This window comes from Streptomyces sp. NPDC058289 (assembly GCF_042880975.1).
GTDB classification, from domain to species: Bacteria; Actinomycetota; Actinomycetes; order Streptomycetales; family Streptomycetaceae; genus Streptomyces; species Streptomyces stoeckheimensis.
Map to the genome: position 1 here is coordinate 1 of NZ_JBHVYI010000048.1, position 22691 is coordinate 22691.

Annotated in this window: 23 protein-coding genes; 15 read left to right on the top strand and 8 right to left on the bottom strand. The window is 72.8% G+C overall.

Features of this window, described 5'->3' with window-relative positions:
* Window positions 1–56: 56 nt before the first annotated feature.
* Together ACFVX6_RS23675 and coaA are read right to left on the bottom strand one after the other, a co-directional pair.
* A complete protein-coding gene (locus tag ACFVX6_RS23675) occupies window positions 57–1007 on the bottom strand; it encodes a DUF389 domain-containing protein (RefSeq protein WP_389694485.1) in 951 nt (316 codons plus the stop codon).
* Between the two features lie 26 nt (window positions 1008–1033).
* Window positions 1034–1969 carry a type I pantothenate kinase gene (coaA, locus tag ACFVX6_RS23680; RefSeq protein WP_274551790.1) on the bottom strand — a complete coding sequence of 312 codons (936 nt, stop codon included), beginning with the start codon at window positions 1967–1969 and terminating at the stop codon, window positions 1034–1036.
* Between the two features lie 419 nt (window positions 1970–2388).
* On the opposite strand from coaA, the gene ACFVX6_RS23685 reads away from it, so the two are divergent.
* From ACFVX6_RS23685 to ACFVX6_RS23720, 8 genes are all read left to right on the top strand, one after another.
* The gene (locus ACFVX6_RS23685; RefSeq protein WP_389694487.1) at window positions 2389–3165 is read left to right on the top strand and encodes a hypothetical protein; all 777 of its coding nucleotides are present in this window, start codon (window positions 2389–2391) and stop codon (window positions 3163–3165) included.
* A gap of 109 nt (window positions 3166–3274) precedes the next feature.
* Window positions 3275–5125 (top strand): glutamine--fructose-6-phosphate transaminase (isomerizing), encoded by a 1851-nt coding sequence (glmS, locus tag ACFVX6_RS23690; RefSeq protein WP_389694489.1) that lies wholly within the window; start codon window positions 3275–3277, stop codon window positions 5123–5125.
* An 81-nt stretch (window positions 5126–5206) separates the two neighbouring features.
* Window positions 5207–5575 carry a holo-ACP synthase gene (locus ACFVX6_RS23695; protein ID WP_389694491.1) on the top strand — a complete coding sequence of 123 codons (369 nt, stop codon included), beginning with the start codon at window positions 5207–5209 and terminating at the stop codon, window positions 5573–5575.
* A gap of 56 nt (window positions 5576–5631) precedes the next feature.
* Entirely contained in the window at window positions 5632–7035 is a 1404-nt protein-coding gene (locus ACFVX6_RS23700; protein ID WP_389694493.1) for an NAD(P)H-hydrate dehydratase, read from the top strand.
* Window positions 7036–7206: 171 nt separating this feature from the next.
* Window positions 7207–8343: an alanine racemase gene (gene alr / locus ACFVX6_RS23705; RefSeq protein WP_389694495.1), complete on the top strand. Its 1137-nt coding sequence runs from the start codon at window positions 7207–7209 to the stop codon at window positions 8341–8343.
* 19 nt (window positions 8344–8362) lie between these two features.
* Window positions 8363–9508: an alpha/beta fold hydrolase gene (locus tag ACFVX6_RS23710; protein ID WP_389694497.1), complete on the top strand. Its 1146-nt coding sequence runs from the start codon at window positions 8363–8365 to the stop codon at window positions 9506–9508.
* The gene (gene tsaE, locus ACFVX6_RS23715; RefSeq protein ID WP_389694499.1) at window positions 9492–10016 is read left to right on the top strand and encodes a tRNA (adenosine(37)-N6)-threonylcarbamoyltransferase complex ATPase subunit type 1 TsaE; all 525 of its coding nucleotides are present in this window, start codon (window positions 9492–9494) and stop codon (window positions 10014–10016) included. Before ACFVX6_RS23710 ends, tsaE begins: the two co-directional genes overlap by 17 nt.
* A gap of 138 nt (window positions 10017–10154) precedes the next feature.
* Window positions 10155–10352: a hypothetical protein gene (locus ACFVX6_RS23720; protein WP_389694501.1), complete on the top strand. Its 198-nt coding sequence runs from the start codon at window positions 10155–10157 to the stop codon at window positions 10350–10352.
* Between the two features lie 119 nt (window positions 10353–10471).
* Here the strand turns inward: ACFVX6_RS23720 and ACFVX6_RS23725 are convergent, their stop codons facing one another.
* Window positions 10472–11029, bottom strand: coding sequence for a hypothetical protein (locus ACFVX6_RS23725; RefSeq protein ID WP_389694503.1), 558 nt, complete (start codon window positions 11027–11029; stop codon window positions 10472–10474).
* A 146-nt stretch (window positions 11030–11175) separates the two neighbouring features.
* On the opposite strand from ACFVX6_RS23725, the gene tsaB reads away from it, so the two are divergent.
* The 5 genes from tsaB to ACFVX6_RS23750 are packed head-to-tail and all read left to right on the top strand — an operon-like array spanning window position 11176 to window position 14605.
* Entirely contained in the window at window positions 11176–11853 is a 678-nt protein-coding gene (tsaB, locus tag ACFVX6_RS23730; protein ID WP_389694505.1) for a tRNA (adenosine(37)-N6)-threonylcarbamoyltransferase complex dimerization subunit type 1 TsaB, read from the top strand.
* A 29-nt stretch (window positions 11854–11882) separates the two neighbouring features.
* On the top strand, window positions 11883–12446 hold the full coding sequence (gene rimI / locus ACFVX6_RS23735) for a ribosomal protein S18-alanine N-acetyltransferase (RefSeq protein WP_389694585.1): 564 nt from the start codon (window positions 11883–11885) through the stop codon (window positions 12444–12446).
* Window positions 12439–13602, top strand: coding sequence for a tRNA (adenosine(37)-N6)-threonylcarbamoyltransferase complex transferase subunit TsaD (gene tsaD / locus ACFVX6_RS23740; RefSeq protein WP_389694507.1), 1164 nt, complete (start codon window positions 12439–12441; stop codon window positions 13600–13602). The genes rimI and tsaD overlap by 8 nt, the downstream gene beginning before the upstream one ends.
* Window positions 13599–13880, top strand: a complete 282-nt coding sequence (locus ACFVX6_RS23745) for a hypothetical protein (protein WP_389694509.1) — start codon at window positions 13599–13601, stop codon at window positions 13878–13880. The genes tsaD and ACFVX6_RS23745 overlap by 4 nt, the downstream gene beginning before the upstream one ends.
* Window positions 13881–13933: 53 nt before the next feature.
* Entirely contained in the window at window positions 13934–14605 is a 672-nt protein-coding gene (locus ACFVX6_RS23750) for a hypothetical protein (RefSeq protein ID WP_389694511.1), read from the top strand.
* On the opposite strand, the gene ACFVX6_RS23755 is transcribed toward ACFVX6_RS23750, so the two are convergent.
* Entirely contained in the window at window positions 14585–15763 is a 1179-nt protein-coding gene (locus ACFVX6_RS23755; protein WP_389694513.1) for a methyltransferase domain-containing protein, read from the bottom strand. The two genes, ACFVX6_RS23750 and ACFVX6_RS23755, sit on opposite strands and share 21 nt — an antisense overlap.
* Window positions 15764–15863: 100 nt before the next feature.
* Here ACFVX6_RS23755 and ACFVX6_RS23760 point away from each other — a divergent pair, with 100 nt between their 5' ends.
* On the top strand, window positions 15864–16829 hold the full coding sequence (locus ACFVX6_RS23760; RefSeq protein ID WP_389694515.1) for a polysaccharide deacetylase family protein: 966 nt from the start codon (window positions 15864–15866) through the stop codon (window positions 16827–16829).
* Window positions 16826–17710: a polysaccharide deacetylase family protein gene (locus ACFVX6_RS23765; RefSeq protein WP_389694517.1), complete on the top strand. Its 885-nt coding sequence runs from the start codon at window positions 16826–16828 to the stop codon at window positions 17708–17710. The genes ACFVX6_RS23760 and ACFVX6_RS23765 overlap by 4 nt, the downstream gene beginning before the upstream one ends.
* On the opposite strand, the gene ACFVX6_RS23770 is transcribed toward ACFVX6_RS23765, so the two are convergent.
* From ACFVX6_RS23770 to ACFVX6_RS23785, 4 genes are all read right to left on the bottom strand, one after another.
* A complete protein-coding gene (locus ACFVX6_RS23770; protein WP_389694519.1) occupies window positions 17701–19122 on the bottom strand; it encodes an FtsW/RodA/SpoVE family cell cycle protein in 1422 nt (473 codons plus the stop codon). The two genes, ACFVX6_RS23765 and ACFVX6_RS23770, sit on opposite strands and share 10 nt — an antisense overlap.
* Window positions 19110–20396: an LCP family protein gene (locus ACFVX6_RS23775; protein WP_389694521.1), complete on the bottom strand. Its 1287-nt coding sequence runs from the start codon at window positions 20394–20396 to the stop codon at window positions 19110–19112. Before ACFVX6_RS23775 ends, ACFVX6_RS23770 begins: the two co-directional genes overlap by 13 nt.
* A gap of 81 nt (window positions 20397–20477) precedes the next feature.
* Window positions 20478–21884 carry a sensor histidine kinase gene (locus ACFVX6_RS23780; protein ID WP_389694523.1) on the bottom strand — a complete coding sequence of 469 codons (1407 nt, stop codon included), beginning with the start codon at window positions 21882–21884 and terminating at the stop codon, window positions 20478–20480.
* Window positions 21877–22566, bottom strand: coding sequence for a response regulator transcription factor (locus ACFVX6_RS23785; RefSeq protein WP_389694525.1), 690 nt, complete (start codon window positions 22564–22566; stop codon window positions 21877–21879). Before ACFVX6_RS23785 ends, ACFVX6_RS23780 begins: the two co-directional genes overlap by 8 nt.
* Window positions 22567–22691: the final 125 nt, after the last annotated feature.

Below are 22691 nucleotides of genomic sequence, written 5' to 3' on the forward strand. Positions count from 1 at the left end.
GCCCCGCGCTACGAAGCTTCGTAGCGCGGGGCCGCTGTCATGACGGGTTGCGGGGCTCAGGCCTTGGGCGCCGCGCGCCGCCAGTGGTTGCGCTGGGTGCGCCACAGGAGTTTCTGGGCGAGCAGGGTCAGGACGCCGGCCAGCATGATCCCGAGGAGGTTCAGCAGCAGCTGATTGATGGAGCCCGACATCTGGCCGAACTCGCCGTAGCCGAGCGCCACGGCCGCGTTGGCGGCTGCCGGGACCGTGGTCACCGAGATCGCGACGCCGACCAGTGCGCCGGACTTCGCCGAGGTCAGGGAGAGCACCCCGGCCACGCCGGCGAGCAGCGCCACGACGAAGGAGAACAGGTCCGGCTGCCAGATGAAACTGGTATTGGGGCGGGGCTTGTCCAGCATTGCGTGGTGGAACAGGCCGACCGCGTCCATGACCAGGGTGAAGACGGTGGTCGCGACCATCGCGGCGGCGAAGCCCACCAGCAGGGCGATCAGCGAGCGGGCGGCCGGCTTGGGTGCGCGCTGCACCAGCGCGGTGCAGACGCCGGCGAGCGGGCCGAACTCCGGGCCGACCGCCATCGCGCCCACGATGAGGATGGCGTTGTCGAGGACCACACCGCAGGCCGCGATCATCGTGGCGACGATCATGAAGACGCTGTAGGTGACGGTGAGGGTGGACTCCTCGTGGGTCGCCTCGCTCAGCTGCTCCCACAGGACGGCGTCGGCCGCCTCGCCCGGAGCCTCCTCCTCGGCCCGGTCGGCGCGGTCCGAGAGGGAGAGGTCGATGTTCTCGACCGCGATCGACCCGTCCTTGTCGATGCCGAGCTCCCGGAGCTCGTTCAGGAGCTCGTCGCCCGCCTCGCGCGCGACGTCGCACAGCACGATGTCGCCCGCCGGGATGCGGGCGGCTCCGGGCAGCACGGCCAGATGGGTGGTGCCGACCGTCCCCTCGACGATCCGGACCACGGCGTCGGTCCGGTCCGACGGAATGATCATCCGTAGATGCAACATGGCCGCACCCTAGCTCCCGGCGGCGCTCAGAGCTTGCGCAGACTCAGCTTCTGCACCTTGTGGTCCGGGCCCTTGCGGACGACGAGGGTGGCGCGGCCGCGGGTCGGGGCCACGTTCTCCAGCAGGTTGGGCTTGTTGATGGTCCGCCACATCGTCTGCGCGTACTCCAGCGCCTCCTCCTCCGAGACCTGCGTGTACTTCCGGAAGTAGGAGAAGGGGTTCTGGAACGCCGTCTCGCGCAGCTTGCGGAACCGGTTGAGGTACCAACGCTCGATGTCCTCGGGGCGGGCGTCCACGTACACGCTGAAGTCGAAGTAGTCGGCGAGGCCGACCCGGGTGCGGCCGTCCTTGCCCGGCATGGCGGGCTGCAGGACGTTGAGCCCCTCGACGATCAGGATGTCGGGCCGGCGGACGACGAGCCGCTCGTCGGGGACGATGTCGTAGATCAGGTGGGAGTAGACCGGGGCCGTGACCTCGTCCTTGCCCGCCTTGATGTCGGCGACGAAGCGGGTCAGCGCGCGGCGGTCGTAGGACTCGGGGAAGCCCTTGCGGGCGGTCAGGCCGCGGCGCTCCAGCTCCTTCATCGGGTAGAGGAAGCCGTCGGTGGTGACCAGCTCCACGCGCGGGTGCTCCGGCCAGCGGGCGAGGAGGGCCTGGAGGAGACGGGCCACGGTGGACTTGCCCACGGCCACGGAGCCGGCGACCCCTATGACGAAGGGCGTGCCCTGCTGGGCGCCGTGGCCGTTGCCCGCGTCGCCGAGGAAGGTGTTGAGGGTGCCGCGCAGGTTGCTGGTGGCGCCGACGTACAGGTTCAGCAGGCGGGAGAGCGGCAGGTAGACGTCGCGGACCTCGTCGAGGTCGATGACGTCGCCCAGTCCGCGCAGCCGCTCGACCTCGTCGGCCGTCAGCGGGAGCGGGGTGCGCTCGCGCAGGGCGCTCCACTCGGCACGGGTGAGGTCCACGTAGGGAGAGGCCTCGTGGCCCCGGCGGCGCGTGGGGTGCGCGGCGTGCTCGGGGTGCTGGGTCTGCGTCGGTTGCTCCGATGCGTCGGGGCGCTCCGTTGCGCGGTCCGGCGTGCTTCGTGGCGGCGAAGAGATCACACGGCCATTGTCACGGGTCACGGGCCGCCGTGGGTGGTGTGGTCGGTCACGTGGAGCGGGGTCTTATGGCCCGGGGTGGGTGGGTTGTGCCGGGGCCGGTATCGATTGGGAGCCCCTGGGGTACCAGCAGGGTCACGATGCGTGCCGCGCGCAGGCAACTCCGGAGCGGTGTCGGAGGGGCCCAGTACCGTGTGGATCACCGCAGCTCCTGACGCCGCCCGTCCCGGGTCGGTCGGGCGTGCTGCCTTTCCGTAGACCTTTCCTGTGGGGGGAACACCACCATGCGCACCGCATTCGTCCGCCGTACCGTCCTGTCCGCCTCGGCCGTGTCCCTGGCGCTGCTCGCCACGGCGTGTGGCGGCTCGTCCGACACGGCCGACGGGAAGTCCGACACCAAGCCGGCCGCTTCCGCCCCGGCGGCTGCGGGCGCCAAGGCCAAGACGGCCGACGAGCTCGTCCCGCTGCTCGTGGCCCAGGCCGACCTGCCCGACCACGTCCTCAAGCCGGCGACCGAGGAGGAGGTCAAGGCGGGTGCGGACCTCGCCAGCGACAAGCCCGCGTGCCTCCCGCTGGTCCAGGCGCAGTCGATGGCCCCGGTCGGCACCGCCGCGGGAACCGCACGGATCAAGGGCGTGGCCAAGCCGAAGGCTGCGAGCCCGGACGCGAGCGAGGCGGAGAAGGCGAAGGCGGGGTTGGAGGCCCTGGGGTCGACCGTCACGGCCGTCGCCCTGTCCTCGTACGAGGGCAAGGGCGCGGAAGAGGCCTTCGCCTCCCTCAAGAGCGCCGGCACGGCCTGCGCGACCGGGTTCGGGGTCCGGATGGGCGGCGAGCCGGGCAAGATCAGCAAGGTCGCCCCCGCCGCCCCCGTGGCCGGGGGGGACGAGGCGCTCGCGTACACCATCGAGCTGGACGACGCAGAGCTGGGGGAGAAGGCCACGACGGAGCTCGTGGTCGTGCGCAAGGGCAACTCCCTCGTCACCTTCTCGGCCCTCAGCCTGGCCGGTAACGCCGAGCAGCCGACGGCCATCGTCGCGGCCCAGGTCAAGAAGCTCGGCTGACGACCCGCTCGAACACGCGTCACCCCCGCCCCGGCACATTCGCCGGGGCGGTTTTTTCGTCCGGTTCAGGTACCGGGCGCCGAGCCAACTACGGCGTACCCTGCGGCTTATGTGCGGAATCGTGGGTTACGTGGGAGCGCAGTCGGCGCTCGATGTGGTCATTGCCGGACTCAAGCGGCTCGAATACCGCGGCTACGACTCGGCGGGTGTCGCCGTGCTCGCCGACGGGGAACTCGCCGCCGTCAAGAAGGCCGGCAAGCTGGTCAATCTGGAGAAGGAGCTGGTCGGGCACCCGCTGCCGGCCGGTTCCACGGGGCTCGGACACACCCGGTGGGCCACCCATGGGGGGCCCACCGACGTCAACGCCCACCCGCACCTCGACAATTCGGGGCGCGTGGCCGTCGTACACAACGGGATCATCGAGAACTTCGCCGCGCTGCGGGCCGAGCTCGCCGAGCGCGGGCACCGGCTGGAGTCCGAGACGGACACCGAGGTCGTGGCGCACCTGCTGGCCGAGCGGTTCGAGGGCGCGGGCGGGGACCTGACGGAGGCGATGCGGCAGGTGTGCCGTCAACTCGACGGGGCCTTCACGCTGGTCGCCGTGCACGCCGACCAGCCGGACGTGGTGGTCGGCGCGCGCCGCAACTCGCCGCTGGTGGTGGGTGTCGGGGAGGGCGAGAACTTCCTCGCCTCCGACGTGGCCGCCTTCATCGCCCACACCCGCTCCGCGATCGAGCTGGGGCAGGACCAGGTCGTCGAGCTCCGCCGCGACGGGGTCACGGTGACCAACTTCGACGGTTCGGCCGCGAGCGTGCGGGCGTACCACGTGGACTGGGACGCGTCGGCGGCCGAGAAGGGGGGCTACGACTACTTCATGCTCAAGGAGATCGCCGAGCAGCCCAAGGCCGTCGCCGACACCCTCCTCGGCAGGATCGACGCGAACGGCCTGCTGACCCTCGACGAGGTGCGCATCCCCGACTCGGTGCTGCGCGAGGTCGACAAGGTCGTGATCGTGGCGTGCGGTACGGCGTACCACGCGGCCATGATCGCGAAGCTGGCCATCGAGCACTGGACGCGCATCCCCTGCGAGACGGAGCTGGCCAGCGAGTTCCGCTACCGCGACCCGATCCTGGACACGCGGACGCTGGTGATCGCGATCTCGCAGTCCGGCGAGACGATGGACACCCTGATGGCGCTGCGCCACGCCCGCGAGCAGGGCGCCAAGGTGCTGGCCGTCTGCAATACGAACGGCTCGACGATCCCGCGCGAGTCGGACGCCGTGCTGTACACGCACGCCGGACCCGAGGTGGCCGTCGCCTCGACGAAGGCCTTCCTGACGCAGCTCGTCGCCTGCTACCTGGTCGCCCTCTACCTCGGGCAGGTCCGGGGCACGAAGTGGGGCGACGAGATCCGGTCCGTGATCCGGGAGCTGTCGGACATCGCCGCGGCGGTGGACACCGTACTGGAGACCATGGAACCGGTACGGGAGCTGGCGCGGTCGCTCGCCGACAAGAACACCGTGCTGTTCCTGGGGCGGCACGTCGGCTACCCGGTGGCGCTGGAGGGCGCGCTCAAGCTCAAGGAGCTGGCGTACATGCACGCCGAGGGCTTCGCGGCGGGCGAGCTCAAGCACGGGCCGATCGCGCTCATCGAGAAGGACCTGCCGGTCGTGGTCGTCGTACCGTCGCCGCGCGGGCGTTCGGTGCTGCACGACAAGATCGTGTCGAACATCCAGGAGATCCGGGCGCGCGGGGCGCGGACCATCGTGATCGCCGAGGAGGGGGACGAGGCGGTGGTCCCGTACGCCGACCACCTCATCCGCATCCCGGCCACCCCGACGCTGCTCCAGCCGCTCGTGGCCACCGTGCCGCTGCAGGTGTTCGCGTGCGAGCTGGCGACGGCGCGCGGCAACGAGGTGGACCAGCCGCGTAACCTCGCCAAGTCGGTGACTGTGGAGTGAGCGCAGCGAACGGAGCAGGTCGCCGACAATTGAGCACAGTGGTGACCGTGCAGTAGTAGTGGCGTAGCTGGAGCTGTTGTTGTGATTATCGGCGTCGGAATCGATGTGGCGGAGATCGAGCGGTTCGGTGCCGCGCTGGAGCGCACGCCGGGCCTGGCCGGGCGGTTGTTCCTCGACGCGGAGGTGACCCTGCCGGGCGGCGAGCGGCGCGGAACCGCCTCGCTCGCCGCCCGGTTCGCCGCCAAAGAGGCGCTCGCCAAGGCGCTCGGCGCGCCCGCCGGGCTGCTGTGGACCGACGCCGAGGTGTACGTGGAGGAGACCGGACAGCCGCGGCTGCGGGTGTCGGGAACGGTGGAGGCGCGGGCACGGGCGCTGGGCGTGAAGTCCTGGCACATCTCGCTCAGCCACGACGCGGGCATCGCCTCCGCCGTGGTGATCGCCGAGGGGTAGGCAGTCTCCTCCGGATCTTGCCGGGACCGGCCGCCTTCTTCGGGCAGGCTGGTGCCATGCGTACTGCTTACAGCGTGGAGACCGTACGGGCCGCCGAGCGCGAGCTGATGGCCCGGCTGCCCGAAGGCACCCTGATGCAGCGGGCGGCGGCCGGACTGGCCGCCGTCTGCGTGCGGTTGCTGCCCCGCGTGTACGGGTCCCGCGTGGTGCTGCTGGTCGGCCCGGGGGACAACGGCGGAGACACCCTCTACGCGGGCGCGAAGCTGGCCCGGCGCGGGGCCGGGGTGACGGCCGTCGCGATGGATCCGGAGCGGGTGCACGCGGGCGGACTGGCCGCGCTGCGGGCTGCCGGCGGGCGCCTCGACGGGGCCGTGCCCGAGCGGGCCGACCTGGTGCTCGACGGGCTGGTCGGCATCGGCGGCCGGGGCGCACTGCGGCCGGCCGCGGCCGCGCTGGTGGAGCGGATCCCGGCGGGCGCGGTGGTGGTCGCGGTGGACCTGCCGAGCGGGGTGGACGCGGACACCGGGGAGGTGGCCGGAGCGGCCGTGACGGCGGCCGTGACGGTGACCTTCGGGGCGTACAAGCCGGGGCTGCTGATCGACCCGGGGGCCTCGCGGGCGGGTGCGCTGCACCTGGTGGACATCGGGCTGGACGAGGTGCTGCCGGCCCCCGAGGTGGAGGCCCTGCAGCACGCCGGCGTGGCGGGGCTGCTGCCGGAGCCGACGGCGTCGAGCGACAAGTACCGGCGCGGCGTGCTCGGGGTCGTCGCCGGGTCCGCGCGCTACCCGGGCGCGGCGGTGCTCGCAGTGGCGGGGGCGCTGCGGGGCGGCGCGGGCGCGGTGCGCTACGTGGGCCCGCGGGCGGTGGCGGAAGCCGTACTGGCCCGCTACCCGGAGACGCTGATCGGGACCGGCCGGGTCCAGGCCTGGGTGGTCGGGCCGGGGCTGGGCGACGAGGGCGGCCCGGAGGTGCGGGAGGCGCTGGCGCAGCCGGTACCGGTGCTGGTGGACGCGGACGGGCTGCGCGGGCTGGACCCCGGTCAGCTGCGGGCCCGGGCGGCCCCGACCCTGCTGACCCCGCACGCGGGGGAGGCGGCGGCGCTGCTGGGGGTCGCCCGGGAGACGGTCGAGGCGGGGCGGCTGGAGGCCGCGCGGGGGCTCGCGGAGCGGTACGGGGCGGTGACGCTGCTGAAGGGGTCGACGACCCTGATCGCCCCGGCCGGGCCCGGCCCCGTCCGGGTGAACCCGACCGGGACCCCGTGGCTGGCCACCGCCGGGAGCGGGGACGTGCTGTCCGGGCTGGCCGGGTCCCTGCTGGCGGCCGGCCTGCCGGCCGTGGACGCCGGGTCGGTGGCGGCGTACCTGCACGGCCTGGCGGCCCGCCTCACCGGCGGCCCCCTCCTGGCCCACCAGGTGGCCGAAGCCCTGCCCCGGGCATGGCGCGAGGTCGCTCGCCGCTAGGGGGTGTGCCCAGGGTGCGGCGCCGCCTGCCGCGGGCGCCGCCCCCGGACCCCCGCGCCTCAAACGGCGGCGGGGCTGGATGTGGCCTGCGGTCGGCCCGCGCGGGCGGGTGGCGTGCGTCGGGCCCCGCCTGTTCGGCCCGCCGGGTAGGGCTCTGAGAGACTGGGGGGGATGAACGAGACAGCCGCGCGCGTGTACGCCGAGATCGATCTTGACGCCGTCCGGGCGAACGTACGGGCCCTGCGCGAGCGGGCGCCCCGTTCCGCACTCATGGCCGTCGTCAAGGCGAACGCCTACGGGCACGGGGCCGTGGCCTGCGCCAAGGCCGCCCAGGAGGCCGGCGCGAGCTGGCTCGGGACCGCCACGCCCGAGGAGGCCCTCGCGCTGCGTGCCGCCGGGCTCGAAGGGCCCGTCCTGTGCTGGCTGTGGACCCCCGGCGGGCCCTGGCGGGAGGCCGTCGAGGCCGGTATCGACGTGTCCGTCAGTGCCCTGTGGGCCCTCGAGGAGGTACGGGAGGCCGCCCGCGCCGCCGGAATGACGGCCAGGATCCAGCTCAAGGCCGACACGGGCCTGGGCCGCAACGGCTGCCAGCCCGCCGACTGGGAGGCCCTGGTGACCGCGGCCGTCGCCGCGCAGTCCGAGGGGACCGTCCGGGTCACCGGCGTCTGGTCGCACTTCGCCTGCGCCGACGAGCCGGGACACCCGTCCATCCAGCTCCAGCTGACCGCCTTCCGCGACATGCTCGCGTACGCGGAGAAGGAGGGCGTCGAGCCCGAGGTCCGGCACATCGCGAACTCGCCGGCCACGCTCACCCTCCCCGAGTCCCACTTCGACCTGGTCCGCTGCGGCATCGCCGTCTACGGGGTCTCGCCCGCGCCCGAGCTCGGCACCCCCGCCCAGCTCGGACTGCGGCCCGCCATGGCGCTCAAGGCCTCCGTCGCGCTGGTCAAGAGCGTTCCGGCCGGGCACGGGGTCAGCTACGGGCACCACTACGTCACCGAGCGGGAGACCAGCCTCGCGCTGATCCCGGCGGGCTACGCCGACGGCCTCCCGCGACAGGCGTCCGGGCACGGCCCGGTGCTCGTCGGCGGCCGCATCCGTACCGTCGCCGGGCGCGTCGCCATGGACCAGTTCGTGGTCGACCTGGACGGGGACGAGGTCCGCGTCGGCGACGAGGCCGTCCTCTTCGGGGACGCCGAGCGCGGTGAACCCACCGCCGAGGACTGGGCTCGAGCGGCGCATACGATCGCCTATGAGATCGTCACCCGTATAGGGGGCCGGGTCCCCCGCGTGTACCTCAATGGCTGAGTGAGTGAGGGGTGGCGGCGTGAGTGAGAACTGGCGCAAGGCGGGCTGGGCCGGCGCCGCCATCGGCGTGATAGCCGCCGGAGCGGCGGCCGGGGTCGCGGTCGAACGGATCACCGTCGGCCGGGGCATGCGCATGAAGGCGCGCCTCGCGCTCGACGCGACCGCGGACTACGGATCCCTGCGCGGCGCCCCCGGCACCGCGCGGGCCGAGGACGGCACCGCGTTGTACTACGAGGTCGACGAGCTGCCCGAGGAGGGCAAGCGGCGCCGGCTGCGCCGCAGGACTCCGGCCCGCCCGACCGTGGTGTTCTGCCACGGCTACTGCCTTTCGCAGGACTCCTGGCACTTCCAGCGCGCCGCCCTGCGCGGCCTGGTCCGGGCCGTCTACTGGGACCAGCGCAGCCACGGCCGCAGCGCGCGCGGCCTGTCGCAGGCCGACGGCGAGCCCGTCACCTTCGAACAGCTCGGCCGCGACCTGAAGGCCGTCATCGACGCCGCCGCCCCCGAGGGCCCGCTGATCCTGGTCGGTCACTCCATGGGCGGGATGACCATCATGGGGCTGGCCCAGGAGTTCCCCGACCTGATCCGGGACCGGGTGGCCGGGGTGGCGCTGGTCGGCACCTCCAGCGGCCGGCTGGACGAGGTCACGTACGGGCTGCCCTCCCTGGGCTTCTCGACGGTACGGCGGCTGCTGCCCGGGGTGCTCAAGGCGCTCGGCTCCCAGGTGGAGCTGGTGGAGAAGGGGCGACGGGCCACCGCCGACCTGTTCGCCGGCATGGTGAGGATGTACTCCTTCGCCTCGCGCGACGTCGATTCGGCCGTCGCCCGCTTCGCAGAGCGGCTCATCGAGGCCACGCCCATCGACGTGGTCGCCGAGTTCTACCCGGCCTTCCAGGCGCACGACAAGACGGCCGCGCTCGAGCGGTTCGCGGACATCCCCGTCACCGTCATCGCCGGGGACGGCGACATGGTCACCCCGCCCGATCACAGCCAGGCGATCAAGGACGCGCTGCCCTCCGCGGAGCTGGTGGTCCTGGAGTCCGCCGGGCACCTGATGATGATGGAGCGCCCGGACACCGTGACCCGGCTGCTCACCGAGCTGCTCGCACGCACCGGGACGGTGTCCGCAGCGGCTAACGTTGGCGGGCATGGAAGAAGTACCTGACACGGAAACGCACGTCACCGTCGGCTCGCCCGACGCCATGCAGGACCTCGGGCGCCGGATCGCCGGGCTGCTGCGCCCCGGCGACCTCGTCCTGCTGACCGGGGAGCTCGGCGCCGGGAAGACCACCCTGACCCGCGGCCTCGGCGAGGGCCTGGGCGTGCGCGGGGCCGTGACCTCGCCGACCTTCGTGATCGCCCGGGTCCACCCCTCGCTGACCGGCGGTCCGGCGCTGGTGCACGTGGACGCGTACCGGCTGGGCGGCGGGCTGGACGAGATGGAGGACCTGGACCTCGACGTCTCGCTGCCCGAGTCCGTCGTCGTCGTGGAGTGGGGCGACGGCAAGGTCGAGGAGCTGTCCGACGACCGGCTGCACGTGGTGATCCGTCGGGCCGTGGGCCACGAGGAGGTCCTGGACGACGTGCGCGAGGTCATGGTCCGCGGGATCGGTACCCGCTGGTCGGCCGGGGCGGGTCTGGAGAGCCTCGCGGGCGTGCTGTCGCCGGAGTAGGCGTGGCGCGACGCGGCGAGAAACGTTCCGACAAGTCGTCGGGAAGATATTGCGCGGGCGGCGGGGCGCGTGGTCACATGGTACGGAGGGCTGGTTAGGCGTACCTAAGTACGGGCTGGCCCCGGCCAGGAGGCAGCCATGTCGGCAACAGGAGCAGCGGGCGCACCCCGCCCGTCCGCCGTGTCCATGGGGGCGCTGCTCGCCGCGGGCGTCGCCGCCAGCGCCGTGTCCACCCCGCCAGCGCGCGAGCACGCCGCGGAGCCCGATCCCGTGCGCGACGGGGCACAGGCGGTGGAGGACGGCGAAGAGGCCGCCCCGGAGTCCGAGGCGGCCTGAAACGGCCTGAAGCGCGGGTCCGTCCTGACGCCGGAGTCCCCGTACGGGTGAATTCGGCGTGTCACGGCCGGGCCGGCCAGGGTTGGGCCGGCCAGGGTTGGGCCGGCCGGCCGGTCGGGTCAGGGAACGACGACGACCTTCGAGCCGATCGTCGCGAAGGCCCACATCGCGTCCCCGTCCGCGCGCAGCATGCGGACACCGCCGGTCTTCTTGGCCGGGTCGGGCGCCGGCAGGGTGTTGTCCACGCGGGCGCTGAAGCCGACCGTGACCCCCTGCGGACTCGCGAACCGGACGACGTGCTCGATCGGCACCCCGTCCGAGCCGGTCACCGAGCCCGTGCGGCCGCCCACCGTGTAACTGCCGGGCGCCGGGTGCACCGTGCTCGGCACGACCGCGAAGGACTTCGGCTCCCCGGAGGGTCCCACCAGCCACACGCGCTTCGCGCTGAGCGAGTACACGACACGCACCCCGGTACCGGATCCGGCCGGGAGGGCCACCGGCTTCGCCGGGTCCGTCTTGGCGGGCCCGGAGTCGCTCGGAGCGGGCGCCGGGGTCTGCGCGGCGGCCTTCGGCGGGAGCGCGGGAGCGGAGGCGGAGGCCTGGTAGCCGAGGAAACCGACGACGGCGAGCGCCGCGACGGTGAGCCCGGCCACGATTCCCGAGCTGCTGCGTGCCACCTTGCTCCACCTCTCCGCATGGTCAGTCGATGCCAGTCGGATGTCGGGCGGACGATCACCACCTGACACCTGGTCCGAAGGTAGCAGCAGGGGTGCCCGCAGACCGGCCGCAAGGGCCGGGGGCCCCGGAGTCGTAGGCTGTTCGCGTGCTCTTGCTCGCTGTAGATACCGCCACGCCCGCCGTCACCGTCGCCCTGCACGACGGCGAGTCCGTCCTCGCCGAGTCGAACCAGGTCGACGCCCGCCGCCACGGGGAGCTCCTGCTGCCCTCCGTGGACAAGGTCCTCACCGAGGCGGGGGTGAAGCTCGAAGCCGTCACCGGCATCGTCGTCGGGGTCGGCCCCGGCCCCTACACCGGACTGCGCGTCGGGCTCGTGACCGCTTCCACCTTCGCCTCCGTCCTCGGCGTGCCCGTCCACGGGCTGTGCACCCTCGACGGCCTGGCCTACGCGGCCGGCGCGGCCGGGATCGAGGGCCCGTTCGTCGTGGCCACCGACGCCCGGCGCAAGGAGGTCTACTGGGCGCGCTACGAGGACCCCCGCACCCGGGCCGGCGAGCCCGCGGTGGACCGGCCGGCCGACATCGCCGAGCGCGTCGCCGGACTGCCCGCCGTCGGACAGGGAGCGCAGCTGTACCCGGAGGTGTTCACCGACGCCCGGGCCCCCGAGCACCAGAGCGCCGCCGCGCTGGCCGCCCTGGCCGCGCACCGGCTGGCCGCCGGGGAGGCGTTCGAGAACGCCGACGGCATGCCGCCGACCCCGCTCTACCTGCGCCGGCCCGACGCCGAGGTGCCGAAGAACTACAAGGTGGTCACCCCGAAGTGACGGCCACCTCAGCAGTCGTCCTGCGCGAGATGCGCTGGTGGGACATCGAGCCGGTGCTGGAGCTGGAGCACGAGCTGTTCCCCGAGGACGCCTGGTCCGCCGGGATGTTCTGGTCCGAGCTCGCCCACGCCCGCGGCCCCGGCGCCACGCGCCGGTACCTCGTGGCGGAGGAGGCGGGCCGGCTGGTCGGCTACGCCGGGCTGGCCGCCGCCGGGGACCTGGCCGACGTACAGACCATCGCCGCGGCCCGCGACCAGTGGGGCACCGGGCTCGGTGCCCGGCTGCTGACCGAGCTGCTGCGCGCAGCCACCGCCTTCGAGTGCGCCGAGGTGCTGCTGGAGGTGCGGGTCGACAACGTCCGGGCCCAGAAGCTCTACGCGCGCTTCGGCTTCGAGCCGATCGGCTTCAGACGCGGCTACTACCAGCCCGGCAACGTGGACGCCCTCGTGATGCGCCGCACCTCCGATCCGGCGGCCCCCACGGATCCCGCAGACCGCGCAGACACCGCGGACCCCGATCCCGCACTCCCCGACTCCGCACTCCCCGACTCCGCACGCTCCGTACCCCTGCAAGGTGAGACGACCCATGGCTGACGAACCGCTCGTCCTCGGCATCGAGACCTCCTGCGACGAGACCGGCGTCGGCGTCGTCCGCGGCACCACGCTGCTCGCGGACGCCATCGCGTCGAGCGTCGACGAGCACGCCCGCTTCGGCGGGGTCGTGCCCGAGGTGGCCTCCCGCGCGCACCTGGAGGCGATGGTCCCCACCATCGAGCGCGCACTGAAGGAGGCCGGGGTCAGCGCCCGCGACCTCGACGGCATCGCCGTGACCGCCGGCCCCGGCCTCGCGGGGGCCCTGCTGGTGGGCGTCTCCGCCGCGAAGGCCTACGCGTACGCGCTGGGCAAGCCGCTGTACGGCGTGAACCACCTGGCCTCGCACATCTGCGTCGACCAGCTGGAGCACGGGCCGCTGCCCGAGCCGACGATGGCACTGCTGGTCTCCGGCGGGCACTCCTCGCTGCTGCTGGCCCCCGACATCACCTCGGACGTACGGCCGCTCGGCGCGACCATCGACGACGCGGCGGGCGAGGCCTTCGACAAGATCGCGCGCGTCCTGCAGCTGGGCTTCCCCGGCGGTCCGGTCATCGACCGGCTCGCACGCGAGGGGGACCCGAAGGCGATCGCCTTCCCGCGCGGGCTGACGGGTCCGCGCGACGCCCCGTACGACTTCTCCTTCTCCGGGCTCAAGACCTCGGTCGCCCGCTGGATCGAGGCGAAGCGCAAGGCGGGCGAGGAGGTGCCGGTGCGCGACGTGGCGGCCTCCTTCCAGGAGGCCGTGGTGGACGTGCTGACGCGCAAGGCGATCCGCGCGTGCAAGGACGAGGGCGTCGATCACCTGATGATCGGCGGCGGGGTCGCGGCCAACTCCCGACTGCGCTCGCTCGCCCAGGAGCGGTGCGACGACGCGGGGATCATCCTGCGGGTGCCGCGGCCGGGGCTGTGCACGGACAACGGCGCGATGGTGGCGGCGCTGGGCGCGGAGATGGTCAAGCGGAACAGGGCCCCTTCGGACTGGGACCTGTCGGCGGACTCCTCGCTGCCGGTGACCGACCCGCATGTTCCCGGCCATTCCCACGGCCATTCTCACGGGGACGGCGACGGCGGTGGCGACGGGCACGGCCACGGCCACGGTCATGCGCACGACCACGACCACGTGCACGAGCTGAGCAAGGACAACCTGTACTCGTGAGCACCATCGCGCTGATGTGGGAGGCCCGGGCCGTGCCCGGGCGGGCCAACGAGCTGCTGGAGTGGGCCCTTTCGCGGATCCTGGCCCAAGACCCGGTGCGGCGCGAGGTGTTCAGCGCCCCGCAGGACCGGGTGCTCGTCATCACCTGGTGGGAGACCTCCGAGGGGATCGGCGCCGAACTGCCCGAACTGCCGGAGCCGGAAGCCGATTTGATCACGCGGGCGGTCCATCGCTGGCGCTTCGAATCGGTGGAGGTCGGGGAGCCGGGCGGAATCTGAGCCTCCGCCCGGCGGCTCTCGGGGTGTGGTGGCGTGCGGATATGGTCATGAGCATGCCCCGCCGTGACCTGCCGCCGCCGCCCCCGCCCGCGCACCTGCGCGCCTGGCTCGACGCGAATGCCGTACGGGCCGACCGCGCCCGTTTCCTGGGGGAGCTCGGGCGGCGCAGTCTGGGCTTCGGCCGGCTCCTGCTCCTCTGGGCGGTCTCGGCGGTCTTCGCCCTGGGCTGGTCCTTCGTCGGTATGGCCCTGATGGCCATCGAGACGCACGACCCGTTCGCGTACCTCTTCGGCCTGATCTTCGCCGTGCTCGGCGTGGGCGTGTTGATACCGGCCGGTTTCTGGTTCGCCTGGGGCGCCAAGCGGGACCGGCAGGTCCGCCGGCTGCTGTGTGCCTGGGCGGAGCTGGACCGGGACCCGCCCGTGGACGCCGCCGTACGCGCGCCCGGGCGCAGCCTCATCTGGCTGCTGGCCTCCTTCGCCCTGGGCGGTCTCGGACTCTGGGTGACCTTCGGATCGGCGGCTTCCGCCCGGCCCGGAGCCGACACCTACGGCGAGGTCGCCTACACCATGGGCCTCGGCATGATCCTGTGGATCACCGCCCTGCTGGGCCTCGGCAAGGCGGGCGCGCACTACCGGTGGGCACTGCGGGCCTTCGGGGGTGCGGGCGCGGGCCCGGGTGGGGCCCCGGGGTCCGGCGGACCGTCAGGGCCTGCCGGTCGGTGAGCCGATCAGCATCGAGGGGGCCCCGGCGACCCGGGTCAGGAACACCGTGGCGGAGTTCGGCCCCTGCGGCTTCACCTTCTTGCGCAGCTCCTCCGGCTCGATCGCGGAGCCGCGCTTCTTCACCGTGAGGATGCCGACCCCGCGCTCGCGCAGCAGCGCCTTGAGCTTCTTCAGCCCGAACGGCAGCACGTCGGTGATCTCGTACGAGGTCGCGTACGGGGTCTCGCGCAGCTCGTCGGCGGTGATGTACGCGATGGTCGGGTCGATCAGCCGGCCGCCCAGCTGCTCGGCCACCTCGGCGACGAGGTGGGCCCGGATCACGGCGCCGTCGGGCTCGTAGAGGTAGCGGCCGACGGGGCCGGCCTCGGGATCGGGCAGCGGATCGGCGGTCGCCAGCGCGCGCGGGCCGGGCAGCAGGGTGGCGCGGATCTCGCCCGGGGCCGTCCCGAACCACAGGACGGCCTCCTTCACGTCCCCCTGGTCGGAGATCCACTCGGCCTGCGCCTCGGCGGGCACCGCCTCGTGCGGGATCCCGGGGGCGATCTTGATGGCGGCGACCTTCGCGGCCCGGGCGGTGGCGATAGCCCAGGACAGCGGCGGCGAGTAGGACTCCGGGTCGAAGATCCGGCCGCGCCCGCCCCGCCGGGCCGGGTCGATGAAGACGGCGTCGTAGCCCGCGGTGTCGACCTCCGTCACATCGGCCTCCCGGACCTCGATCAGGTCCGCCAGCCCGAGCGCCTCGGCATTGGCGCGCGCCACGGCGACGGTCAGCGGATCGTGGTCCACCGCCAGGACGCGGATGCCTAGCCGGGCCAGGGCGAGGGCGTCGCCGCCGATCCCGCAGCAGAGGTCCGCGAGGCTCCGTACGCCCAGGGCGGCGAGTCGCTCGGCGCGGTACGAGGCCACCGAGGCGCGGGTGGCCATCTCCCCGCCGCCGGGGGTGAAGTACATCCGGTGGGCGTCCTCGGCCCCGAACTTGGCGACCGCGCGCTGGCGCAGCCGGGCCTGTCCGAGGGCCGCGGAGACCAGTGCGGCGGGGTGTTCGCGGCGCAGCCGGGTGGCGACGGCGATCTCCCGGGCGGGGTCGTAGTCCCGGAGCGAGTCGAGGAGGGCGTGGCCCTCGGGGGCGAGGAGCGCGGCGAAGTCTTCGGGGGTCACGGATCCATTGTCGGCCACGGTGGGCCACTCGGAGGAAGGTCGGATTCCCCTCGCGGTGTCGCCCGTGACGCGTGCGTGAAGGGTGTAAAGATCCCCAACTATGCAGCTAGTCCGACAAAACGAACATAAGACGCTACACGGTCACCGGATCGCGGCAGTCGCGCGCGGCCGGTTGGGTACGGCCGCGATGGCCGCACTGCTCGTCGCCGCACTCGGCACGGGTTGCGGGGCCGGCGGGTCCGAGACGCCGGACAAGGCCGCGAAGGCGAAGGCCGCCGCGGGCGCCGCGGGCGAGCAGGCCGGCGCGGCCGGCGCGCTCGGCACCTACGCCGAGAAGCTGAAGGCCCTCCAGCAGGCGAGGATCGTCGCCGCGAAGAAGTGGGGGCTGGCCAAGCCGCCGCTCGTCGCTCCGCAAGCGCCCAAGCAGAAGCCGGAGATCGCCACCCGCGACGGCTTCGAGGTCGAGGGCCAGGACGAGCTGCCCCCGGTCTTCACGACCGTCCCCACGGAGGAGAAGGTCGTCTTCCTGACGATCGACGACGGGGCCGAGAAGGACCCCGAGTTCCTGAAGATGATGCAGGAGCTGAAGCTCCCGTACACCGCCTTCCTGAGCGACTACCTGGTCCGGGACAACTACCCGTACTTCAAGGAGATGCAGGCGGCGGGCGTCACGCTGAACAACCACACGCTCAACCACCGCTACATGCCGGCGCTCTCGTACGAGAAGCAGCGCCAGGAGATCTGCGGACAGCAGGACACGATCGAGAAGACGTTCGGCAAGCGTCCGACGCTCTTCCGGCCGCCGTACGGGAACTACAACGAGGACACGCTGCGCGCGGCCAAGTCCTGCGGGGTCAAGGCCGTTCCGCTGTGGAACGAAGAGGCCTTCCCGAACCGGATGGACTGGCGGGAGTGGGACAAGGACCTGCACCCCGGAGACATCATCCTCACCCACTTCCGGGGCAAGGATGACTGGAAGGGCAGCATGACTGACATGATCCGTCACGTCATGAAGACCGTCACGGACAAGGGTTATGCCGTGGCTCGCTTGGAGGATTACTTGTGAAGCACGCGCGCCGGTTCGTAGCCGGAACGCTGACGGCCGGCGCGCTCGCGCTGTCCCTGACGGGGTGCGGGGACAGCGTGGATCCCATCGAGCGGATGGGGCGCAAGGCCACGGAGACGAGGGCGACTCCGGCGCCCTCGGGGGTGGCCTCCCCCTCGGCCGCGGACAGCGGATCGGTGGCCGCGGCGGACGAGGCCTACAAGAAGTGGGGCCTGACCGGCCCCCTCCAGTACGCGCCCAAGCCGGCCGTCAAACCCCAGATCCCGCAGGCCAAGGCGGGGCGGGTCCAGGTCGTCGACCGAATACCCGTCCCGGCGGACGACAAGGTCGTCTTCCTGACGTTCGACGACGGCGCGGAGAAGAACCCCGAGTTCCTGAAGATGGCCGCCGATCTGAAGCTGCCGATCAGCATGTTCCTGACGGACAACATCGCCTCGTCGGACTACGGCCACTTCGAAAAGCTCCGCGACAACGGCTCCGACAGCACGATAAACAACCACACGCTGACGCACCCGAATCTCCGGACCCTGTCCTTCGAGGCGCAGAAGAAGGAGATATGCGGGCAGCAGGAACGCCTGGAGAAGCGCTTCGGCAAGCGGCCGACGCTCTTCCGCCCGCCGTACGGCAATCACAACGACGACACCCTCAGGGCCGCGCACGAGTGCGGGATATCCCAGATCCTGCTGTGGCGCGTGTCGATGCAGATCAACAATTTCCAGTACGCCGAGGGCTCGGCCCTGAAACCGGGTGACATCATCCTGGCCCACTTCCGCGGCCCCGCCGAGCTGAAGGGCACGACGGAGACCGAGATGACGACCCGGATGCTCCAGCGGATACAGGAGCAGGGCTACCGGATCGGCCGGCTGGAGGACTACCTGTAAGGCGCGGCGGCGTGGGGCTCGGACCCGGCCACCGGCGTGATCGTCGTCTCCGCCGGGCCCCGGGCGTCCGCCTCGCGTTGTCGCTCGGTGCTGTCGGAGATGCGCAGCAGCAGGGCGATCATGATCCAGTTGGCCAGGAGGGACGAGCCGCCCGCGGCCAGGAAGGGCAGGGCCTTGCCCGTCAGGGGGATCAGACCCGTGACGCCGCCCGCCACGATGAAGACCTGGAGGGCGAGGGCCGACGACAGGCCGACCGCCAGCAGCTTGCCGAAGGGGTCGCGGGCCCCCAGCGCCATCCGCAGCCCGCGCTGCACGAGGAGCGCGTAGAGGATCAGGACGGCCATGACCCCGGCCAGGCCGAGCTCCTCGCCCACCGTCGTCAGGATGAAGTCGCTGCGGCCCGCGAACTTGATCAGTTCGGGATGGCCCATGCCGAGACCCGTGCCGGAGATGCCCCCCGTGCCGAAGCTGAACAGCGCTTGCGCCGACTGGTCCGAGACGACGCCCGGCGGCCGGTCCTTCCAGTAGTACGACAGGGGGTTCAGCCAGGCGGCCACACGTGCCTTGACGTGCGGCTCCGTCGTGCCCACGACGAAGGCGCCCGCCGAGGCCAGGACCAGACCGCAGACGATCCAGCTCGTGCGCTCGGTGGCCACGTAGAGCATGACCACGAAGACGCCGAAGAAGAGCAGCGAGGTGCCGAGGTCGCGCTCGAAGACCAGCACGAGCAGCGAGATGATCCACACCGTGATGAGGGGGCCGAGCTGGCGCATCGGCGGCAGCCGCATGCCCAGGAACTTGCGGCCCGATAGGGCCAGCGCGTCGCGGTGGATCACCAGGTAGCCCGCGAAGAACACCGCGATCATGATCTTCACGAACTCGCCGGGCTGCACCGAGAGCCCGCCGAGCTTGATCCAGCGCTTCGCCCCGTAGGTGTCGGCGCCGAAGAAGGCGGGTGCGATCAGCGCCACCAGCGCCAGGACCATCGTGATGTAGATGAACCGCTGGAGCAGCCGGTGGTCGCGCAGGAGTGCCAGCACCGCGATGCAGGCCGCGACGCCGACCACCGTCCACATCAGCTGGCCGGGAGCCGTCGCCGGGGAGTTGTACCGCTCGAGGTACCCCTGGTCGAGGCGGTGCAGCAGCACCAGCCCCAGCCCGGTCAGCAGCAGGGCCAGCGGGAAGATCAGCGGATCCGCGTACGCCGCGAACCGGCGCACGGCCAGGTGCCCCACCAGCGCGAGCAGCGTCATGCTGACCACGAAGCCGGTGAGGCCGGGCGGCAGCTCGTCGTTCATCGCGAGGCCGGTGGCGATGTGGCCGGAAATGGTCACGCCGAGGACGAGGACGAGGAGCAGTGCTTCCGTGCGGCGGCGCGCGCCCGCCGAGGTCAGGGGTTTCAGTCCACGCACGGGATGCCGCCGCCGTCGATGGCGGGGGTTCCGCTGCTGCTCTGGGACGGTCCGGGCGCGGGGGCCGGCGCGGAGCCCCGGGGTGAGCTCGGGGTGGGGCCCTGTGGGGCGGGCGTGCCCGGTGAGGAGGGAGCGGCGCCAGGCGCGCTCGGGCTCGCAGAGGCCCCGGGCCCGATCCGCTCGGCTATGAACCGCTTTATCTTCATATCATCTACGACGTTTATCTCGGCGCCGTGGTTCCGGTCGAAGCCCTCGATGGGAAGCGTCACAAACTCCACGTTGCCCCCGGACAGGTTCTTCGCCTGCTTCACGAACGACAGCAGGTCCCATCCCCGGTCGGTGACGACGTCCTGCTTCGCCGAGTCGATCAGCTTCATCAGCTTCACGGGATCGGTGAAGGTCCCGGCCTGGTTCAGCTTGTAGGTCGCCCCCGCCAGGAACGCCTGCTGCCGCTTCGTCCGGTCCAGGTCGCCCATGGTCAGACCCATCCGCTGGCGGACGAAGGCCAGCGACTCCTGACCGTTGAGGGTGTGCCGCCCCGCCGAGAAGTCGGCCCCGGAGTTCTTGTCCTTCACCGCGTGGTTCAGACACACCGGTACGCCGCCCAGCGCGTCCGCTAGGTGGTAGAAACCGGCCAGGTTCAGCTCGGCGAAGTGGTCGATCGGCACCCCCAGGAAGGTGCGCACCGTCTCGATCTCCGCCTTGCGCCCCGCCTCGCGCCCCTCGTGCTCCAGCTGCCGCCGGTCCTTGACCCCCTTGGCGGCGAGCTGCTCCTCGACCGTGGCCTTCGCCCGCCCGTACGCCTCCTTGATCTTGGCCTTGCCGGTGAACCCGGGCACCCCGTGCACGTCGACGAAGTCGTCGCGCGGCACCGAGAAGGCCTTCGCCTTGCTGCCGTCGCCGGGGACGTGCAGCAGGATCAGCGTGTTGGTGTTGTAGCCGCCGACGTCGGAGCTCGCGCCCGCGTGCAGCTTTTCGAGGATCGCCGGTGGGAGGTCCTCGCCGTTCTGGTCCCGGCGGCTGTCCAGACCCATCAGCAGGATGTTCGTATCGCCGAACTTCGACTTCTCGGCGCCCTCCAGGGCCTTGGAGCTGCCGATGCTGGAGGCGAGGTCGTCGTACAGGTACCAGGCGGTCGCCCCCGCGAGCACCACCAGGGCGCAGCCGGACGCCAGCAGGGCACGGGTGAGCCGGGCGCGGCGGGAGCGCCGGCGGCCACGGGGTGCGGGGGCCTTGGGCTGCGGTTCCTGGGGCTTCCTGCGGTGGGCACTCATGCTTCCCGATGCTGGGGGAGCGGTGCTGAAGGAATCCTGAGGGTCCTGAAACCGCCTTCAGGGTCGGCCGCGCCACGCCCCTCAGGAACCCGGGCGCCCCGGCACGCGCAGCACCAGCCGGGCGCCCCCGGCGGGCGCGGGGAGCGCGTGGACCTCGCCGCCGTGCGCCCGGGCGATCTCCCGGGCGATGGCCAGCCCCAGGCCGGTGCCGCCGCCGGCCCGGCTCCGGTCCGTGTCCAGGCGCACGAACCGCTCGAAGACCTGGTCCCGGTCGGCCTCCGGGATGCCCGGCCCGTCGTCCGTGACCTCCAGCACCGCCCAGCCGTCCTCGGCCGCGGCCCGGACCACGACCCCGGTACGGGCGTACCGCAGGGCGTTGTCCACCAGGTTGGCCAGCGCCCGCTCCAGCCGCGCCGGATCCCCGGCGGCCGGTACGGGAGCCCGCGCGTCCAGCCGTAGCGCGACCCGGGGCTCCGGGCGCCGCGCCGCGTCCTCGGCGGCCAGCAGCGCGAGGTCCACCGGCTCGGTGCGCGGCGCCGGCCCGCCGTCCAGCCGGGCCAGCAGGAGCAGATCGGCCGCGATGCCCTGCAGCCGCTCGGTATCCGCCAGCGCGGCGGCCACCGACTCCCGGTCGGGGTCCCGCAGCGCCACTTCCAGCCGGGACCGGACCGCCGCGAGGGGGTTGCGCAGCTCGTGCGAGGCATCGGCCGTGAACTGCCGCTGGCGGGCGTCGCTGCGCTCCAGCCGGTCGAGCGTCGCGTTGACCGTCCGGGCCAACTGCGCGATCTCGTCGGCGCCGCCCGGGTCCGGGACCCGCCGGTCCAGCTCGCTCCCGGTGACCGCCGCCAGCCCGGTGCGGATCGCGTTGACCGGGCGCAGCGCATGGCCCGTCACCCACCAGGCCAGGGCCGCCGAGAAGGCGATCAGCGGGGGCGCACCGGCCAGCAGGCCGAGCGCGACGGCCCGGTTGGCGTCGTCGACGTCGCCGAGCGCGGTCGCGGCGTAGACGGTGTGCGGGTCGTGCGCCCCCGGCGGCCCGGGCGCGTCCACGGCGACCACCACGCGCCGCTGTGCGCCGGGGCGCGCGGGCGGCAGGACGGCCGACCGCATGTCCCGGCCGGGCGCGGGGCTCAGCTCCGTGAGCTCCGGGGTGTCCTTCAGGTCCCCGCTGGTGGCCACGACCATGCCGGCCGCGTTCCGTACGAGGACCAGGTCGACCCCGCCCTCGGGCGCGGACAGCCGGCCCGGGATCGGGAGGCTCCCGGTGTCGTACTGGGCGGCCACCTTGCGCGCGGCGAGCTCGGCGCGGCCGGTGGTGTTCTCGATGAGGTTGGCGCGCAGCAGCGTGTAGAGCCACAGCCCGCCGGTGGCCAGGACGGCGGCCATCGCGAGGGCGGCGGCCGCGGCGGCGCGTGCGCGGAGGCTGCCGAGGCGGCGGGGCCGGCGCGGTGTGGGCCCCGGCGCGGGCCCCGGTCCGGGCTCAGCCACCGTCCGGGGCCATCCGGTAGCCGGTGCCGTGCACGGTGAGGATCGAGCGGCGGCCGAAGGGGGCGTCGATCTTCCGGCGGAGCGAGGAGACGTAGACCTCGACGATGTTCGGGTCGATGCCGTGCGGGCTGTCCCAGACCTCGTCGAGGATGTCCTGTTTGGCGACGGCCCGGCCCGGCTGCTCCATCAGGCAGCCCAGGACGCCGAGCTCACGGGCGGTCAGCTCGATCTCGTGCGTGCCCCGGCGGCAGCGGCGGCCCTCGGTGTCGAGGACGAGGTCGCCGGCCTGGAGGACGGCGGGCCGGGCGGCGCCGGCGGTGGCGGTGCGGCGGGTGAGCGCGCGGAGGCGGGCGGCGAGGACGACGAAGGAGAACGGTTTCGTCAGGTAGTCGTCCGCGCCCGAGTCCAGGCCCTCGGCCTCGTCGTACTCGCCGTCCTTGGCGGTCAGCATCAGCACGGGGGTGGCGACGTCGTGGGACCGCATCCGGGTGCAGATCTCGTAGCCCGAGAGGCCCGGGAGCATCAGGTCGAGGAGGACCACGTCGTACGGGCCTCCGGTGAGGGCCAGATCCAGGCCGCGGTGGCCGTCGTGGGCGAGGTCGACCCAGTGGCCGTCGGCGGAGAGGCCGCGCCGCAGTGAATCGGCGAGGCTGACTTCGTCTTCGACGACCAGGATCCGCATGCCCCAAGCCTCACATACCGGGCACCCGGCCTCTTTGACGCGGAGCTCGCCCCGCTGCGCCGGACTTCGTCTGGCGGTGGCGTGTCGGCGTGCCGCCACGGCCGCCTGGTGCGGGGGCCGGTGGG

What these genes read in the sequence shown, in the direction of transcription:
- ACFVX6_RS23775 (WP_389694521.1), bottom strand. Translation starts at nt 20,396, where the DNA reads ATGAGTGCCCACCGCAGGAAGCCCCAGGAACCGCAGCCCAAGGCCCCC.
- ACFVX6_RS23685 (WP_389694487.1), top strand. Translation starts at nt 2,389, where the DNA reads ATGCGCACCGCATTCGTCCGCCGTACCGTCCTGTCCGCCTCGGCCGTG.
- ACFVX6_RS23785 (WP_389694525.1), bottom strand. Translation starts at nt 22,566, where the DNA reads ATGCGGATCCTGGTCGTCGAAGACGAAGTCAGCCTCGCCGATTCACTG.
- ACFVX6_RS23720 (WP_389694501.1), top strand. Translation starts at nt 10,155, where the DNA reads ATGTCGGCAACAGGAGCAGCGGGCGCACCCCGCCCGTCCGCCGTGTCC.
- glmS (WP_389694489.1), top strand. Translation starts at nt 3,275, where the DNA reads ATGTGCGGAATCGTGGGTTACGTGGGAGCGCAGTCGGCGCTCGATGTG.
- ACFVX6_RS23700 (WP_389694493.1), top strand. Translation starts at nt 5,632, where the DNA reads ATGCGTACTGCTTACAGCGTGGAGACCGTACGGGCCGCCGAGCGCGAG.
- ACFVX6_RS23675 (WP_389694485.1), bottom strand. Translation starts at nt 1,007, where the DNA reads ATGTTGCATCTACGGATGATCATTCCGTCGGACCGGACCGACGCCGTG.
- tsaD (WP_389694507.1), top strand. Translation starts at nt 12,439, where the DNA reads ATGGCTGACGAACCGCTCGTCCTCGGCATCGAGACCTCCTGCGACGAG.
- ACFVX6_RS23760 (WP_389694515.1), top strand. Translation starts at nt 15,864, where the DNA reads ATGCAGCTAGTCCGACAAAACGAACATAAGACGCTACACGGTCACCGG.
- alr (WP_389694495.1), top strand. Translation starts at nt 7,207, where the DNA reads ATGAACGAGACAGCCGCGCGCGTGTACGCCGAGATCGATCTTGACGCC.
- ACFVX6_RS23750 (WP_389694511.1), top strand. Translation starts at nt 13,934, where the DNA reads ATGCCCCGCCGTGACCTGCCGCCGCCGCCCCCGCCCGCGCACCTGCGC.
- rimI (WP_389694585.1), top strand. Translation starts at nt 11,883, where the DNA reads ATGCGCTGGTGGGACATCGAGCCGGTGCTGGAGCTGGAGCACGAGCTG.
- tsaE (WP_389694499.1), top strand. Translation starts at nt 9,492, where the DNA reads ATGGAAGAAGTACCTGACACGGAAACGCACGTCACCGTCGGCTCGCCC.